General features: G+C 60.2%; 18 protein-coding genes. 10 read left to right on the forward strand and 8 right to left on the reverse strand.

Annotation, left to right across the window (positions count from 1 at the left end):
- Window positions 1–157: 157 nt before the first annotated feature.
- From AB0F52_RS01355 to AB0F52_RS01365, 3 genes are all read right to left on the reverse strand, one after another.
- Entirely contained in the window at window positions 158–1,954 is a 1,797-nt protein-coding gene (locus AB0F52_RS01355) for a DEAD/DEAH box helicase family protein (protein ID WP_360163349.1), read from the reverse strand.
- A 469-nt stretch (window positions 1,955–2,423) separates the two neighbouring features.
- Window positions 2,424–2,999 (reverse strand): ImmA/IrrE family metallo-endopeptidase, encoded by a 576-nt coding sequence (locus tag AB0F52_RS01360; RefSeq protein WP_360163351.1) that lies wholly within the window; start codon window positions 2,997–2,999, stop codon window positions 2,424–2,426.
- Window positions 3,000–3,004: 5 nt separating this feature from the next.
- Window positions 3,005–3,361, reverse strand: coding sequence for a helix-turn-helix domain-containing protein (locus AB0F52_RS01365; RefSeq protein WP_013224021.1), 357 nt, complete (start codon window positions 3,359–3,361; stop codon window positions 3,005–3,007).
- Between the two features lie 107 nt (window positions 3,362–3,468).
- Here AB0F52_RS01365 and AB0F52_RS01370 point away from each other — a divergent pair, with 107 nt between their 5' ends.
- The 3 genes from AB0F52_RS01370 to AB0F52_RS01380 are packed head-to-tail and all read left to right on the forward strand — an operon-like array spanning window position 3,469 to window position 5,581.
- Window positions 3,469–3,738 carry a multiubiquitin domain-containing protein gene (locus tag AB0F52_RS01370; protein ID WP_013224020.1) on the forward strand — a complete coding sequence of 90 codons (270 nt, stop codon included), beginning with the start codon at window positions 3,469–3,471 and terminating at the stop codon, window positions 3,736–3,738.
- A 14-nt stretch (window positions 3,739–3,752) separates the two neighbouring features.
- On the forward strand, window positions 3,753–4,133 hold the full coding sequence (locus tag AB0F52_RS01375; RefSeq protein ID WP_013224019.1) for a hypothetical protein: 381 nt from the start codon (window positions 3,753–3,755) through the stop codon (window positions 4,131–4,133).
- Entirely contained in the window at window positions 4,115–5,581 is a 1,467-nt protein-coding gene (locus tag AB0F52_RS01380) for a ThiF family adenylyltransferase (RefSeq protein ID WP_360163354.1), read from the forward strand. Before AB0F52_RS01375 ends, AB0F52_RS01380 begins: the two co-directional genes overlap by 19 nt.
- Window positions 5,582–6,023: 442 nt before the next feature.
- Here AB0F52_RS01380 and AB0F52_RS01385 read toward each other — a convergent pair whose 3' ends face one another.
- Genes AB0F52_RS01385 through AB0F52_RS01395 form a run of 3 tightly spaced genes read right to left on the reverse strand, consistent with a single transcriptional unit; the run spans window position 6,024 to window position 8,394 of the window.
- A complete protein-coding gene (locus AB0F52_RS01385) occupies window positions 6,024–6,908 on the reverse strand; it encodes a hypothetical protein (protein WP_360163356.1) in 885 nt (294 codons plus the stop codon).
- Window positions 6,909–6,913: 5 nt separating this feature from the next.
- Window positions 6,914–7,573, reverse strand: a complete 660-nt coding sequence (locus tag AB0F52_RS01390) for a 2OG-Fe(II) oxygenase (protein WP_360163358.1) — start codon at window positions 7,571–7,573, stop codon at window positions 6,914–6,916.
- Between the two features lie 35 nt (window positions 7,574–7,608).
- A complete protein-coding gene (locus AB0F52_RS01395; protein WP_360163360.1) occupies window positions 7,609–8,394 on the reverse strand; it encodes an SDR family oxidoreductase in 786 nt (261 codons plus the stop codon).
- A 474-nt stretch (window positions 8,395–8,868) separates the two neighbouring features.
- Between AB0F52_RS01395 and AB0F52_RS01400 the strand changes: the two genes are divergently transcribed.
- Entirely contained in the window at window positions 8,869–9,687 is an 819-nt protein-coding gene (locus AB0F52_RS01400; protein ID WP_360163362.1) for an alpha/beta fold hydrolase, read from the forward strand.
- An 11-nt stretch (window positions 9,688–9,698) separates the two neighbouring features.
- On the opposite strand, the gene AB0F52_RS01405 is transcribed toward AB0F52_RS01400, so the two are convergent.
- On the reverse strand, window positions 9,699–11,108 hold the full coding sequence (locus AB0F52_RS01405; protein WP_360163364.1) for a helix-turn-helix domain-containing protein: 1,410 nt from the start codon (window positions 11,106–11,108) through the stop codon (window positions 9,699–9,701).
- Between the two features lie 262 nt (window positions 11,109–11,370).
- On the opposite strand from AB0F52_RS01405, the gene AB0F52_RS01410 reads away from it, so the two are divergent.
- From AB0F52_RS01410 to AB0F52_RS01435, 6 genes are all read left to right on the forward strand, one after another.
- Window positions 11,371–11,781, forward strand: coding sequence for a hypothetical protein (locus tag AB0F52_RS01410; protein WP_360163366.1), 411 nt, complete (start codon window positions 11,371–11,373; stop codon window positions 11,779–11,781).
- Window positions 11,778–12,176 (forward strand): hypothetical protein, encoded by a 399-nt coding sequence (locus AB0F52_RS01415; protein WP_360163368.1) that lies wholly within the window; start codon window positions 11,778–11,780, stop codon window positions 12,174–12,176. Before AB0F52_RS01410 ends, AB0F52_RS01415 begins: the two co-directional genes overlap by 4 nt.
- On the forward strand, window positions 12,173–12,547 hold the full coding sequence (locus AB0F52_RS01420; protein ID WP_360163370.1) for a hypothetical protein: 375 nt from the start codon (window positions 12,173–12,175) through the stop codon (window positions 12,545–12,547). The genes AB0F52_RS01415 and AB0F52_RS01420 overlap by 4 nt, the downstream gene beginning before the upstream one ends.
- A 21-nt stretch (window positions 12,548–12,568) precedes the next feature.
- Complete coding sequence (locus tag AB0F52_RS01425) at window positions 12,569–12,898, forward strand: hypothetical protein (protein ID WP_360163372.1); 330 nt, start codon at window positions 12,569–12,571, stop codon at window positions 12,896–12,898.
- A gap of 120 nt (window positions 12,899–13,018) precedes the next feature.
- Window positions 13,019–13,345: a hypothetical protein gene (locus tag AB0F52_RS01430; RefSeq protein WP_360163374.1), complete on the forward strand. Its 327-nt coding sequence runs from the start codon at window positions 13,019–13,021 to the stop codon at window positions 13,343–13,345.
- Between the two features lie 892 nt (window positions 13,346–14,237).
- Window positions 14,238–14,597, forward strand: coding sequence for a hypothetical protein (locus tag AB0F52_RS01435; protein WP_360163376.1), 360 nt, complete (start codon window positions 14,238–14,240; stop codon window positions 14,595–14,597).
- Between the two features lie 745 nt (window positions 14,598–15,342).
- On the opposite strand, the gene AB0F52_RS01440 is transcribed toward AB0F52_RS01435, so the two are convergent.
- Window positions 15,343–15,861, reverse strand: a complete 519-nt coding sequence (locus tag AB0F52_RS01440; RefSeq protein WP_360163378.1) for a hypothetical protein — start codon at window positions 15,859–15,861, stop codon at window positions 15,343–15,345.
- Between the last annotated feature and the right edge of the window lie 326 nt (window positions 15,862–16,187).

Here is a 16,187-nt window from a genome sequence, read left to right on the forward strand (position 1 = left end):
GAACTTGGCAGCACAATCGGCGCAATAGTGATTGTCCCTATCATCCTTTACGACGAGTATCACGACATCTTTGGGTAATTCGTGTTGTTGATTGCTCCGACATGAGTGCCGCTTGCCAGACCGGCTGACGCGAAGGCTTCGCAGGAGCGACTTCTGACTACCCATGCAACAACTCCTCTTCAACGCCATCACAGATCGCGGGCAGGTTGTCGGTCAGATGGTCAAGGTCGTCGTTAGTGAAGTCCTTGCGCTTGACGGCCCCACTCGGTACTTGACTGTTGACCGCAACATCAATAGCAGCCTTTAGGACTTCGAAGTTGGTCTTGCCACGCTTGGTCTTGTCAAGCTTGCGCCCCTGGGGCGAGAGCTCACGCTCGCCGAGAATTCTCCCCACCTGCAGCTTGATCAGGTCATCCAGCTTCTTCCGCTTCGCCTGCCGCATAGCCTGCTTCGTCGGCGGAACGGTGACGAGCTCATCGAACCGCTGACCAGTCGTCACACCGTTCTGCGCCAAAACCCTCAATGCGTCCGCAACCTCGGGGCTGACCTGCAGGAGCGCGATGTCTTCCAACGTCACGCCTGACTGTGCTGTCACGACCGGATCGGGACTGTCATCAATCAGCCTCGGCCGGCTCCCGTCACCCTCGCCGCCCACCGACTCAACCAGGTCTTCATCAATCAGGTTGGCAAAGTACTCCTGGTCCGCTTCAGCAAAGGCCGCGAAGTCATGCCAAACTCCCGTGATGTTTCCGCCAACATGGAAGACAACGAACCCGTCATTGACCGGATCACTTGGTTCAACGTCGGGAATGACCCGCATGATTCGGCCGATGAACTGCACAAACGGACCAAGGTTGGCGAAGATGCTGAAGACTGCAGCGACCGACAGATACGGATGATCAAACCCTTCGCCGAGTTTTCGCACCTGGACGATGACGTCCAGCTCATCGTTGTCCAGCTTCTGATAGACCTTCTTGTTGACTGGCCCCTCTTGCTTGCTGTGCACGTAGTCAGCCCGCAGGCCGCGCGCGCGGTACTCGGTCACGATCTGGATGCAGTGCTCCATGTTGAGAGCCGAGGCAATGATCTTCAGACGCTTCTCGCCGGTGGCCTCGCGATGCTCTTCCAACTTACGGATCGAAGCCGAAACGATCGTCACCAAGCTCTCTTTCGAGCTGACGATACTTCGCCTGAAGTCGGCGTCCACCTCCCCGCGCTGCCGCACCTCATCAAGACCAACCAGAGTCTCCTGCTCGCCATCCCGGCGCACGTAGGTCAGTGTGCCAGGGTTAAGCCGATGACCGTTCACCCGCTTGACGAAGCCGTTCTTGACCGCCTCTGAGATCGGGTAGCTGTAGATGATGTTGCCAGCCATCTTCCGACCATCCGCGCGCGTCGGCGTGGCGCTAACGTTGATGATCTTAGCTGCCGGAAACTTGGTGCGAAGACTTTCCCAGCTGTCCGCGACATTGTGATGAGCCTCATCAAAGAGGATGAGGTCGAAAAAGTCTTGGTCGAATTGAGCCAGCCAGGTGTTACCATCTCGCTGCAACTGCTGAATGTTTGTGATGACGATGTCAGCGTCTACAAGGTCAGAGAAATTGGTCGTCGTTCCACGAATCTCAGCCGGCTCCGGAAACTCAGAACCGCTCATAACCTTACGCTTCAAGTAGAAGTATTTCGGGTTTGACGGGGTAAGATCGGAGTTCAACTGGTCAGCAATGTTGAGGTTTGGCGCCACGAGCAGTGTCCGCTTCGACGCTACAGCAAACGGAGCCAGCGCCAGCAAGCCAGACTTACCACAGCCGACAGGCAGAATGATACCGACTTCACGCCCATCCCCCGCCGAAAAGTCATGAGAGGCAATCGCTGCGTAAGCCAGCCGCTGCGGCTCGCGCAGCGCCTCGTTATCGGCAACGTACGGCTCAAGCGTCGTATAGCGGTCAATCTTCACTGAAAATCCTCCAGGTGAACCACAGTTCGCCCACTTAGCAATAACACACTTATACGACTAATTGCACGACTAAAGCAAGCGCCGCCGCTCAAGTGTCAGCTCACGCTTGTCGCTCATCTTGCGCCACACCATCATGTGGTGCTCTTACTAGATCATCGTCAGGATAGCCACTCAGCGTTACAAGATGCCATCAACTTTCGAGTGATCGCGCTACACGAAACGTTAGTTTCTTACCAGCTATGCCGTGGCTCGCCAATTTCGACCTACGGGCCAGTGCACTGCAACAGCGATCGAAGACGCGCATGGCACTCAGAGTCGAACGACTCAGCCAGACAACTAAATAAGAGCCTCTGGCTACGAAGGCGATCCCTCCACCGACATCGAGAGCGGCGACAACAAGCCAGCGGGCGCTGGAACCATCCAGCCGACCCGGTACGCACTCGACCTTCGATCAGCACGAAGACGTGGCTCAGCGGCGCCCCCACGATCGCCGCGCCCGCGCCACTCGCGTTCTAGCGCCAGTCATGTTGAGCCGATAGTTGATCATCTCAACGCTGACACTGAAGTGCTCAGCTGCTTCTTCCACTGTGCGCCAACGTCGCTCACGCGCGATCTCCAAGGCCGCATCCTCAGTCACCAAGAGAACCGCGCCGAGCCAAGAGGCTTCGTCTTCAAGGTCCTGATCCCAGTGGCGACACCCACGATCATCGATCGCGGGTGTCGGCGGATGAAAGAGGAGCGCGTGGGCTTCCTCGTGAGCCACATCGCTGTTCTGACGCGGCGGAGTGTGACTGTCATTGTGGACAATGACTCGCTTGTGACCCCGAAAGACTGTCACCCCCGAGAAAACTTCTGGCTCGACTTCCAGCAGATGCGTCACCGATGGTGTCGTCTCCTGCAAGACCGACAAAGGCCACACTGGTATCAGCAAGTGCTCGGCAAGCACCCAGGGATCGAGTCGATCCAGTGCGCCGAGGCCCAACTCCCGGCGCACCTCCTGTGCGCGGGAGTTAGCTTCAGTCTTGAAACCGCGACGGAAACCCATGCGTTCTAGTCCTTGTGCCGCAACCGTTCGTAGGTCGCCTTAATCATCTCGTCGAGCGCCGTCGCCGCCTCGTTCGACAGGTTGCGATCGCTCCGCAGGTAGGTAGAGATCATCGCTAGCGGCTCAGGTTCGGGCCGACCTTCCTCCGACCGGACGTAGTCGTCAGCGTCAAGCCCAGACCACGCCACGAGAGCAGCGAGACCATCCACATCAGGTCGCTTGCCCTGCGCCATCCGAGTCAGCGTCGAGGCGCTCACCCCTGACTCGCCGGCCACCTGCTTCCAATTGAGCTTTCTCGCCTGCCGAACGCTGTCCAGCGCTGCATAGAAGGCCTCAGCGTCGAACCATCCCTTCTTGACCATGTCACCTCCAGTCGATTGCGATCTTGCAATCGACAGCCTTAGTTGATACAGTTCGACTATAGCAATCGGACACCGATTGCACAACGCTAACTATGGAGGTAGAGATCATGTCCAGCACACTAGAACAGCAGGTCGAGGCCCACGGCCGAACCGTGGAGATCCGCGTCAACAAGAAGCCCGTCGAGGTCAAGGGGCCGCGGGTCACCGGCCTGGAGATCAAGCAGGCAGCCATCGCCCAGGGCGTGAAGATCGAAGTCGACTTCATCCTGTCGGAGGAGCTGCCGTCGGGCGAAACCAAGGTCATCGGCAACGGTGACGTGGTCACGGTGACCAAGCACTCCAAGTTCACCGCCATCGCCGACGACGACAACTCCTGACCGAGGGCATCAAGATGACCCCCGAAGTCACCCAAGCCATCGAGGAAATCCGCGCGGGATTTCCCGAGGCTGACGTCGAGGTCACCGAAGAGGCTGACGGAGGCGCCGTCGTCTTCGTCAGCCCGGTGGACCCCGGCCCCCAGTACCAGCAGCGCGAGACCTGGATCGGGTTCCGGATTACGTTCCAGTACCCGTACTCCGATGTGTACCCGCATTTCGTCCGGCCCGACCTCACGCGCGTCGATGGAGCCGCGCTGGGCGAAGGGACCACTCCGACACCGTTCGAGGAGCGGCCCGCCATCCAGATCTCACGCCGGTCAAACAAGCTGAACCCCGAGACAGACACTGCGTTGCTCAAACTACAGAAAGTGCTGACATGGTTACGCAGTCGATGACACTTCCAGCAAGCCTCCATGTCCCGCCGGCCCTGGCCGAGCAGCTGTTCAGTCACCTCTTCCCTGGGGACGGTGACGAGCACGGCGCCGTCATTGGAGCCACCGTGGTGGAGACCCAGAGGGGCACCCGTTTCCTCGCGCGACGGCTCTACCTGGCAAAAGACGGTGTCGACTACGTTCCCGGCAAACGGGGTTATCGGATGCTGACGGCCGCATTCATCCGCGACCGCATCAAAGACTGTGAACGCGAAGGGCTCGCCTACTTCGCGGTGCACTGCCACGGCGGCACCGACCACGTCGACTTCTCCCGCGACGACCTGGCATCGCACGAACGGGGATACCCGGCGCTGCTCGACAATCTCGAACACCATCCCGTGGGTGGCCTCGTCTTCGCCCGCAACGCCGCAGCCGGAGACATTTGGCTCCAAGACGGCCGCCGCATCGAACTCGACACGACTGTATTCCACGGTGGCCACCGACGCGTCCTGCAGTCTGCGCCCGCCCCGCGGCCGGCCGCCGACCCCACCTACGACCGCCAAAGCCGACTCTTCGGTGATCGTGGCCAGGCCGTCCTCGCCGACCAGAAGGTCGGCATCATCGGTGTCGGTGGCGCAGGCTCCCTCATAAACGAGTACCTTGCCCGGCTCGGCGTCGGCCACCTCGTCGTCGTCGACCCCGATCGGGTCGAGATCAGCAACGTGCCTCGTGTGGTCGGCAGCCGCCGCCGGGACGCGCTGCCCTGGCTGACCAAGTCGGGGCGGCCCCGACTTCTTCGCAGGCTCGGCCAGCGGCTGGCAACGCCCAAGGTCGACATCGCCCGGCGGGTCGCGCGACAGGCCAACCCGGACATCAAGTTCGACGCCATCCGCAGTGACGTCACCCTCGACACAGTCGCCGCCAGCCTCACTGACTGCGACTACGTGTTTCTGGCCGCCGATTCGATGCAAGCGCGTCTCGTCGTCAACGCTCTCGTCCACCAGTACCTGATCCCGGCCGTCCAAGTGGGCGCCAAGGTACAGCTGGACCAGACCGGGAGCGTGACCGAGGTGTTTAGCGTAGTTCGACCGCTGACTCCGGGAGTGAGCTGCCTGTGGTGCAACGAGCTGATCAAACCGAACAAGCTGCAGGAAGAAGCGCTCACCCCGGAGCAGCGACGACAGCAACGCTACGTCGACGACGTCGACGTACACGCGCCCAGCGTCATCACGCTCAACGCAGTAGCCGCCGCTCACGCCGTCGACAATTACCTCATGTCAACTGTGAGCCTGGTGCCTGAAGGCTATGTAGAACGTTGGATGAGGTTCCATCCCACTGCGCCAGAAGTTCGCGATCGGGCCATATATGAGGTTCCACGCTCTGATCAGAACTGCTCGGAGTGCGGTACTGGCGGCCGCCTAGGCGCCGGCGCAAGTCGCCGACTCCCGACAAGGATAACCAGCACTTCCTGAGCAGCACACCAGAAAATATTCGAACGACACACCTCGTCGGATCCCTACGTCCACATAGACCAAGTTAACCCGTCTGTGCACGTAGGGAGCCTGAGCGCAAGGTTCACGCCTAGAAGCTGCAAGGTTTACGCACTGTTGCAATACAGCTTCACATGCTTTGCTGGGGCCACCTTCGGATTCGGCAGACACAAAGGCGTTCCAGTGGATCAGCAGACAATTAACCTCATTGCAGACTTAGCGCGAACCAAAACAGCAATAGAAGGATTCATCCTTCACCTATTGGACACGAAGGATCTACAACTCTCGGCAGGTCCGGCGTCCCGACTTCCTATCGAGTGGACGCTTGGTGCCAAACTACTATCAATGGGCGTATTATTACTCCATCAAACACCAGACCGCTAGCATCTATTGCACCAAATTGGACAATAACGAGGCCGACGCACTACAGCTTAACTTCATTCGCAAGTTCGTTCGCATGCGAGCGCAAGGCGTCAAACATTCTTCGAAGCGCTGCGATTTCTGTCGGGTTCATTGTAACGCGCCCACGTATCAGGCCTTCCGAAGAAGTCGCGTCTATGACCGCGACCCTAGCACCAAAGGCGATTAGGCCCTCGCCAAGCTGACGAAGGAGGCCCGGGTCCCTTAATTGAAGGAATTCTCTATGCACAATGAACCCATTTAGTCCACCGCCGCGAGTACGCACCAGATGCGCCCGGATACCCTTATTCTCACGAAGTCCGGGGATTGCCTGCTCTGAAACTACGAAGATTCTATTGACTACAGCACCCCTCTTTGCCGCGTTGATATTTGATTCCAGGAAACGCTGTTCGCTTGGAGAGTCATCCCATTCAGAATCCAGCATCATGGATACAGCCCAAATCTCCTCCCCTCTACCGACTTGCTCTATTCGCGGAAGAAGCCAAGCATAGTACTCACCCGAAGCCAAGTCATCCGAGGTTTTCTCGTTTGCAAGCTTCTGTAGTCGCGCGATTGCGTTCTGTACAACCAATTCCTTGACTTCATTGAACTCAGGTTCAGTAATGTTGGTGTAGAGCCGGGAGAGATTTCTAATGTTGTCAAGGTCGGAGGTTGCATTGAGGTCCACGACCTCCGCCATCTTTCTTATCGGCTCAAGTTCGCTTGCCAGTAGACGAGAATAAGCCAAGCGACCAAAGCTCTGAAATGCACCGATTGTCCAAGTTACTTGAGCTAAATCCTTCTTGTTGATCAGGAACATTACTAAGCCCACGACAAGAGCAATTGCAGCCTCAAGCCACGGCCAGCTACGAATCGTCGGCGACCGCTTTGAATACCCTGCATTGCTCAACTGCGTCAGCTCCCCAGCGACCGACCGAATAAATGAGAATTTAGGTCTCTCGGCCGTCGCGATTCCGGCGACGATGGAGTGTAGAAGTTCATTGCGACCACTACTCGAACGGCGTCACTTGCTTTTAGGCTTCGAACGTAGTGCGGATGCTCACGACCATCGAAGAACAGTAAGTGACCCGCCACCGGATATATGATTGAACAGTCTGCGTCAACTTCCTCAACACTTTTGGCGTTCGCCACGTTACCGACAACCAATTCACCTCCATCTCCAGGTGTGTGAGTCGTGACATACAGCAGACCTTGCAGGGGATTGCTATCGACGTGACACTCATAACGCATCACCTCGCCGTATTGCACGTTAAGCACAACTGCATAGAGATCACTTTCGGCGCAAGCTAACGGCTCCTTGACGAGCTGCTGGCCGAGGTCACGGAATAGTCCTCTGTAGAGTTCAACCAACCATGGTGCAAGTTCGTACAGTCGATCACCTGGCACAGTTACGGTCTCTAAGGTGCCGATGTCTCCCGCTTCGCGTGACGTTACCGAAGTAGGCTCCACTAACACAACGTCTGAATTGCCAAGTCCAATGGATATAAGTTTTTTACTCCAGCCAGACGGCAGTATGCTACTTATGTCAAATGAATACCAGCCAAATCGTTGCATTGATACGTATTCCCATCGGTCTGTCGACTCGATTTCTAGTCATTCTTCGAGGACTCGAATTCAAATTTCGAAATTACGTCGACCCCACTATAGCCTCCGTCAACAGTGACGGTCGTGCCAGAAATAAACGAACTCCGCGGCGACAGTAGGAATTCAACAACTTCGGCGACCTCGTTTGCGCCACCGAGACGACCCAGGGGCGTAATATCGCGCGATTTATTGAAGACCTCGTCCGTATCCATGACTCCGCCGATCCATCCGGCGGCCACGGCATTGGCTCGCACGTTCCCGCGCCCCAGAGTGTTAGCCCATGACTTAGTCAAGTTGTGAATTGCAGCCTTGGTGGCGGCGTAGGCGGATGCCCCAAAGGAGCCCATGAATGCTTCGGTAGAAGTTACCGTGACGATAGATGAACTATCGACGAGGTTCTTCTGCAGAGACCTCACCAAGTAATTCGGCGCCGTAAGATTAACTACAATACTACGGTCCCACTCATCGAAGTCAAACGAGGCAGGGTTCTCCATAAAAAAGTAGAACTGAGCATAGACAATAGCCTCAATCGAGGAATCACCGAGATCGCTGACCACTGAGGCGAGAGATTCGCGGCTACCAAAGTCGACAGAAACAATCTGACACTTATCACCAAATTGCGCTTGAAACTGGTCGAGGGCTTCGGTTTCGAGCTGATCGCACAATGCAACAATGTTGCGGCCCGAGTTAATCAACTGTTTCGCGATCGCTACACCATTTCCAGCCATGGAGGCCCCTGCTACAATCGTCAGATTTTGCGCGTTCGCCATGCCGACCCTTTCGTTAATCATAGAACCAAGAACACTACAATTATCGACCTATATCGTCGACTAGGCAATGCTAGCGCCCTCAGCGTTGCACGAGCAGGCGGCCACGCCGTGTCGGCTCAAAGTCGACGCAACCTCACTGTCCCTCCCTGGCCTCAACGAGCTCGCCCGTCATGCTCAACGACAGTCGATCGCTGACAGACCCTTGTTACACCTCGGTCAACCTCCAATGGAGCTATCCTGGTAGATCACTCGAATGGTGGAACCCCTGAAAACTCGAGGCCCACTGGCCGTTGTCCTGGGATTTCTCTAACGAGCAAGCGTGCACCGCTGAGTTGGGCCCCTCCATCGGTGGTAACCGCAGGCAGCAGAGTCATCTATTACGGTTTCGTGCCTTGGTGACCTTGCTCGCTCTAGCTCGCGTACGCCAGTAGCAAGCGCGGCACACGTGCAGGCAAGCTGCGATCATAAGGGTGACCTACGATCCTGGGAGCTGTCGTGTCACGAACTGCCAGCGCCACCATCCGCACGCCAGACGGCCTCAATCTGGTCGGCACGCTTGTCGAGCCAGACGGCCAACCCCATCACGCCGCCGTACTCGTGCATGGTGGCGGCGTCACGCGCCATGAGGCGGGCTTCTTCACCCGACTGGCCGCCGGCCTGGCCGAAGGTGGCGTAGCGTCACTCCGCTTCGATCTCCCCGGCCATGGTGAGAGCGAAGGTCGTCAAGAGGAGTTGTCGCTCGCCGGGGTTCTGAACGCCATCCGGGCTGCTCGGGCTCACCTCTGCCGGGAGACCAACCTGGCGTCGGCGGCGCTGGTGGCGGCCAGCTTCTCGGGTGGCCTGGCCGCCTACTACGCCGCCCGACGTCCAGCTGACGTCGGGCGACTGGTCTTGTTCAACCCGTTGCTGGACTACAAGCAGCGGTTCGTGGACCAGAAGGACTTCTGGCAAGACGACTACCTGACCGACGCGGCCGCGCGCGACCTGAGCGAGCAGGGCTTCTTGCCGCACTCGCCGAGCTTCAAGCTGAGCCGCGCCCTGCTCAATGAGGTCTTCTGGCTGGATGCCCGCGGCGCTCTGGCCGATATCGAGGCTCCCACGCTCATCGTGCACGGCACCAAGGACACCTTCATCCCGGTGAAGTCGTCGCGGGACGCAGATCGCCGGCTGACCGCCCCGCACCGGCTGCTGGAGCTCGAGGGCGCGCAGCACGGCCTCGCCGTTCACGACGACCCGACGTATGCCGATCCGCAGAGCCAGGCCTGGCAGGCTGAGGTCATCGCCGCCGTCCGTAACTGGCTGACCGCCGACTAACGCCCACCGGGTTAGCTGGCGACGACCTCGCGCAGCTGCGTCACGGCCGGACGGTTCGTCCAGGGTCGGAGGTGTTCTAGCACGCGGACCAGCTCCTGTTTCGTGCGCCGGGAGCTGGTGCTGTCGGCCCGAGCGGCCGACTCAACGCCGGTCCGGGCGGCCTCGTCGGGTTCACCGGCCAGCGCCAGCGATCCGGCCCGCAACGACAGGAAGAAGCCGTAGTCACGCGGCGAGAACCGGTCTTCCACTAGCGACTCGTCGTACAACTCCACCGCCCGCCGCGGTGCCCCGGCCTCGGTGTAGCAGATCGCGGTCTGCATGGTGAGCAACGTGTCGTTGTAGTGCGCTCCCAGCGTCGACGCCCCGTCGTCGCGAGCCCCCAGCAGCTGACGGGCCTGGTCGAGCTTTGGCGCCACGGCGTCGGCGGTCGCGCCGAGCATGACCTCCGCCCGCGCCTCCTGCTGCACCGACTCCGCCTGGACGCGAGTCGGCAGGGACCATGGCCCACGCTGCACGGCCTGGGCTAGCGTCAACATTCGCAGCGGTTCGCGCTGGTCAAAGGCCAGTTGTGACTTCTTGAGCAGGACGTAGCCTTGCATGGCCGGGTCGTTCGCCTCCTGCGCCCACTCAATCGCCCGGTCGTACCAGAACAGCGTCCGGCCGAAGTCGCGCACGTCGCGGAAGAGCCAGCCCGCGAACTCAGCACCCTCTGCCCCGAGCCGGAGCAGGTCGCGGCGGATGTTCGGCTTGACGTCGCGAGCGTGCTCTTCAATCGCGCCCACCAATCCGAGCATCAGTGGCAAGGTCTTGGCCGGTCCGAGCGTGCCGTCGTCGGTCTTGCAGGCGGCCAGTTGGCGGCCGAAGTAGTCGAGCACCGGGCCGTCGAAGTAGCGGCGAGCATCCGCCATGGCCTCGGCGACGCGCCCGAGTTCATCGAGGCCAAGGGCCGGAAGAGCCGTAGCTGCTAAGCCGTGCTTGAGCAGCGAACGGCGGCCGAGTGGACTCATGGCGTCCCCATCCGCAGTCGCAGCTGAAGGCGTCGCTTCGCCGTCAGGCACCGTTGCCGCTGCGGGAAGCACGCTGAGGTGACCCGCTGCCGCCAACGCATCAGCGTCGACGGGCAGCCAAACAGTCTGTCCTTCAACCATAACCGGTACGAGGTCGCCACCCGTTCGAGCCGCCGGCTGTCCAGACTGCGGGACACCATGGGCGGTGCCTTCCTGAAGCAGTTCCTCCAGCCCCTCACAGCTGACACGCAGCAGCTTGGCCAGCTTCGGCCGCGTGTACACGAGTGGCTCCGTCGCTCCGCGCTCCCACCGGTTCACCGTGGCGGGATCGATGTCGAGCGCGTAAGCAAGCGTCTCCTGGGTGTAGCCCGCCGCCTTGCGGGCCCGTGCCAGCCCGATGCGTCGGCCACCCATGATCGTCTCCCTCGGTTACGCCACGAGATCACCACATTACCGCAGGTCAGACGGCCGGATGCAAGAACCGTGCCGAATTCGCGCCCTGGCCAGGGGCCAGGCCCTGGATCAAGGTCATGTTCTCGGCACCCCGGCGACCGGTTGACCGCCTCTCGCCTCCGAGGCCCGGGCGAACTCCCGCACGCACGACCCCCCGTTCCCCGGTGCTGGCCCCGGCCGTCGGGGTGCCGTCCACCAATTCCGACGACCCGGGAACGACCGCATGACGACCGCCTCGCTCATCTCGCTACCAGCCGACCCGTTGACCGCACCCTTGCGTGACGAGCCGACCAGTCTTGTCACCGACCCGCTGGCCTACGGCTACATGCGGGTTCCCGCCGACGTGCCGGACTACCGGGTGCGCCGCGTCGAGGAGGCAGTTATCCGGTTTGCCCAATCGAAGGGGCTGTACTTCGTCAGCTTCTTCTTCGAACTCGACTGTGGTTCGCGGGAAGGCTTCGACGAACTCGTCACCGAACTGGTCCGAGCTGACGCGCGACACGTGGTGGTACCGAGCCTAAAGCACCTGGCCCTGAACGAGCTGCTGCAAACGGCCATGCGCGAACAGCTCGCGCTTGAGGCGAGGGCCGAAGTCCACGCCGTGGGGCGACGGACCGGGGAGGCGCTGGCATGAAGCGCCAAACCGCCGACCTTGTACGCGCGCTCGGGGCCGTCAACAAGCACTTGCCGCGCGTCTCGACCGAACTCCTGACTGAAGCAATGGCCGCCGAAAAGCAGCGCGAGTTCGCCGGGCTGCTTATTGGCTTGGCCAGCCTCTTGACCAGTCACGCCGACGAGCAGGAGCCGAGAGACCTGTTTACGCTCGCCGACCGGGTCCGAGACACGGGCAGGGAGCTGCTACAGACCGCCGTACAGCTCGAAGCCGGAACCCTCGGCGGAGGCGACCTCAAGGAAGTCAGCGGCTTGCTCCGAGCGCTCGCCGAAGTACTGGAGCTGTACGGCGACAAGCTACCCGTCCCGCCGGCCTCGACCGACGAGCCCGAATCCCCCGAGCCGCCAGCGTCGTGAACGCCGGGGTGCTGGCGGTCCTGGTCGTCATCGCCATTCCGGTAGTCCTGGTGATCGTGCTGCTGGTCTCGGACGCCCGGCACAACCGCCGGGTCCGGTCCCAGCCGGAACGAACAGTGGCTGGTATCCGAGGGCGGGTCAAGCGCGAGAACGCCGCAGCCGAAGCCGCCAACGCCCCCACTGAAGTCCTGCCTGTCATTCAGCCGGCCCCGGCCGACAAGGCCACCGTGGAACTACCACCGCTACTTCCGAAACGAACACGGCCGTACGTCGGCAAGCCCAAGCCGTACCCGCGCCACTCGCTCTCGTCACCGCCCGCTGATCTCGCGGCCCGCGTGCTTCAGGGGCTGCGCGACCTCGACAAGGAGTGACCACTCGTCACCATGCCGAACTTGACCTCATCGACCGAACCGAGCGACGCCGAAATCATTGCTGCCTATACGAGCGGCCGGACCGTTGAGGAAATCGTTGCCACATGCGGCTTGTCGTACCGCCAGGTTCGCAGTCGCCTTCTTGATGCTGATGTCACTATGCGCCCGCAACAGCGGCAGGTGCAGCCGACGCCTCCCGGCCTGGTCGAGACGTACCAGAGCGGGCTATCAATCCGAGCCACCGGGGCGCAGTTCGGACTCAGCTACAGCGCCACGCGGAACATGCTGCTGCGCGCGGGAATTAGCCTCCGCCCGCGCGGGCAGGAGCCTGCCTTCGAGGTGCGCTCATGAACCGCGCAGCGCGCAACCGGCGCATGGTCCGCGACCATGGCTGGAGCAGGTCCGGCCCGGCGGGACCATCCTCACTGACCTCCGTGGCGCCTTCGCGGGCAACTGCGCGAGGGCGGGCGCGTGTTCGCATTCTTCGCCCAACTGGCCATGCCCGGCACCGAGTCCGGGTATGTCAAGGTCACGGACGGCCCGATGCACTTCTGCCTCACCGACCCCCACACCGGGGCCTGGGCGCGCGTCGAGGCCACCTCCGGTGATCCGGCCGCCGAGCGCGAGGTCACACAGGGCAGTGACCGGCGTCTGTGGGACGAGCTGGCGGCCGCACACGAGCAGTGGCTGCATCTCCAACAGCCCCGCCCGGAGGACTTCAGTATCTTAGTCAAGCTGGAAGGCGAACAGGTCGTAGCGCATCCGGCGACGGGCACGGGGTGGTTACTGCCACTGTAGGACTAACCAGGTGCTCCCTTGATCGAAGCCATGTCCGCCGACGACACTGGTGTGCTGGTGGCACGGACCGAGTGCGAGGCGAAAGGAGTGTGAACCTGTATGGTGCACTGCGACAGGTGCTGTCTACGGGTGTCCCTGAATAAGGACAAGACTCTGCCGAAGCATTATGGAGAATCCACCACCCGCTATTTTGTTCACGGCGAGCAAAAGGAATGCCCTGGCTCTGGAACAACACGCTACACGCTCGACAGTCAACTCAGATGGAAGTGCACTCGACCTAGGAGCAGGCAGACCTGCCCTTGTTGTGGACGCAGGCCGCTCACGCTAAATAAGAACGGGAAGTTTCCGAAGCATAAGGCCCCCGACGGTACTAGGTGCTCCATGTCTGAAGCCAACTATCCTCGCTGACTGGCAGCCAGCCCAATCGCTCTGGGCCCAGAGGGGAAGGATCAAGATAGTTCCTGACGACGGCGATTAAGCCTACTGGCGTGACATAGGCGACGGCGGACAGTCTGTCGTGAGCATCCCACCCAAGGCAAATAGAAAGCCCAACTCGGGGAAAGTTGGGTGGCGGCGGAGCAGCACCTCAAGGCTCGTACGTTAGGGTAGCGAGGGGCGCTGCTTAAGTACACCAAGACTCCGCAGGTGCGACGAACGTGATCCGATTAGCGTATCCCAGATGCAGCTTCTTACTGACAACCTCGGAGAGCTACCCCGACGGATGATCTCTACACGCGCGCGAACAACCCGAGATATGGATCATAACCCGACTTAAGCAACCATCCTTTGAAATGAAAGTCCGGGTACGGGTAGCAGCCAGCCGGAGCCTGCACCAGTTCCTCGCCACCGCCACGAAGCCGGAAGGAATCACATAGCAACAGCCGGCGGATGCATGACCGTCCGACTCGGGCCGTACCCGCTGTGCGAGACGCGCCAAAGCGTCAACGGCTCGCTGACGCACGTCCGCCATCCGCAGCAGCATATCGAGGCCCACGGGCAAGCCGCCTGCTTGGACGAGAAGCTGGCCGAGCTGCTGGTGCAGCTATGGGCGGCGCGCGAGACGAAGAGTTGTTGCCAGGACGAGGACGGGCGGGCATACGTCACGCCGACACGGGAGACGCGGGCGGCAGGGGAAGCGTGGTTTGCCGAGCGGGGCATACCGTGTGAGGCGGACGAGCGGGGACGGCCGTGGTTTTCGGGGTATAGAAAAGCCCAGCCGGTATCGGTTGGGCGAATGATGGTGAACGCTTGAAGCGAGGCTAGTCTACGAGTGGGCGCTCGAATCCCTTATAGATCCTTGCTTGCTCGACTTCTCTTCTTTTGCGGAGTTTCGGGTCAGACAGCTCGTAGTCGCTGGGACGCTCAATTTGCTCGAAGTTTACGGCGATGGACTGGATACAAGCGGTTATATGGCGTCTGCCAAAGCTTTCCGGTTTGATGTCACAATGCCGAGCGGCTGCCGCCTTACGCTCCTTCAATGAAGCACGGCGCACGTGACTTGGGCCAGAAAGGCCAAAGAGTACTGAATCCATCCCGCGGTATCTGCGGGACCGGTAGGCGCAGCGACGCATGGCGGCCAGCAGCTTTCGCCCCAAGATTAGCGCCCGCTCTGGCTGACTCAAGTTCGGATGCGACTCCGGAGCCACAAAGATATCCACGAACTCAGGCGCATCCTGGAGGATGCAATCCGCTTGGGCGCCGTGCTCCAGTAGTTTGGTCAGCAAGGCGGTAGCCTGCTCCTCAAACCATTCGGGTGTGTCGGTCGGCCAGCCTTCGGGCGGCCGGTGATCGTCTATGTATCCCAAGGTACCCCCTAGCGTCGGGTGATGTTCACTGCAAATCAGAAATGACTTACAGTGTGCATCCGTCGAAACCAGAGAGTTTGAGCATTGACTCGAACTCAGTTATTTATACACATTCAACCGCTACAGTCAATAGTCAACGGCACAAAAAAACCCGCGATGCCGGTTGGCGTCGCGGGGCTACCTCTAGGCATTCTATTTAATTAGCTCGTAGAGGCAATTGCCCAGAGCCTCAATGCAGGCGTCTTGATAGTTCTTGCTGAACGTTTCGGGCTCCATATGGATACCAGCTCGTCGCAGCCGCCCGGTCGCCTTATCTCGGCGATCTGCGGACGATAAGTTAGCAGATGCGCTGCCACGGAGGCCAAACAAGATCAGCAACGCTTCTTTCGCTGCCGCGTGAATATCGCCACGAAGCTCCCGGCGAGATTTCTTTCTGTACCGTGTCATGATGTGAGCCACAAGCACCGTCGCCACTTCCGGCAACAGGCGAAGAAGCTCTTCGCCTAACTCGTCGGCTAACTGCTGTTCCGACTTTCCAGGGAACCGACCTGCTGGGCAAATCAACCGCACAAGTTCGCGTGCTTCACTGCCACGAAGCTGACTTACACCCATTCCTTCCTTGTCAAACAGGTTGGCCACTTGTGCTGTAACCCACTCAGGTGTTTCCTTCACGCACCCGTTAGCCGCTTCTTTTTTCGACCGGATGCTCACGAGTCTGCCGCTGCGGATAAGGACCGACAACGACGATGGAACTACAAATCATTTGATGCACCTCCCTCCGTACTAGCGGAATCGTTGTGGGAGCAGATCAAGCGCTACTGACTCTCGTTTTCAACACTTGATTGATGGTTTGTGTCGTTGCTGCGCTAGGCGTCACCTCCGCTCCTTCCGTAGAGCCCTCCATCATCTCATGGACGCCCCGTCACCCGTGACCAACTTGTTATTTAGTACCGGTTCCCGTCCCCTGACCTGCGCTAATGCGGACTCGCGTCCGGAGTTACGTGAGGAATGACCCCTTTAGACCTAAGGGTGCGGCC

This window comes from Amycolatopsis sp. NPDC024027 (assembly GCF_040638975.1).
Taxonomy (GTDB): Bacteria; Actinomycetota; Actinomycetes; order Mycobacteriales; family Pseudonocardiaceae; genus Amycolatopsis.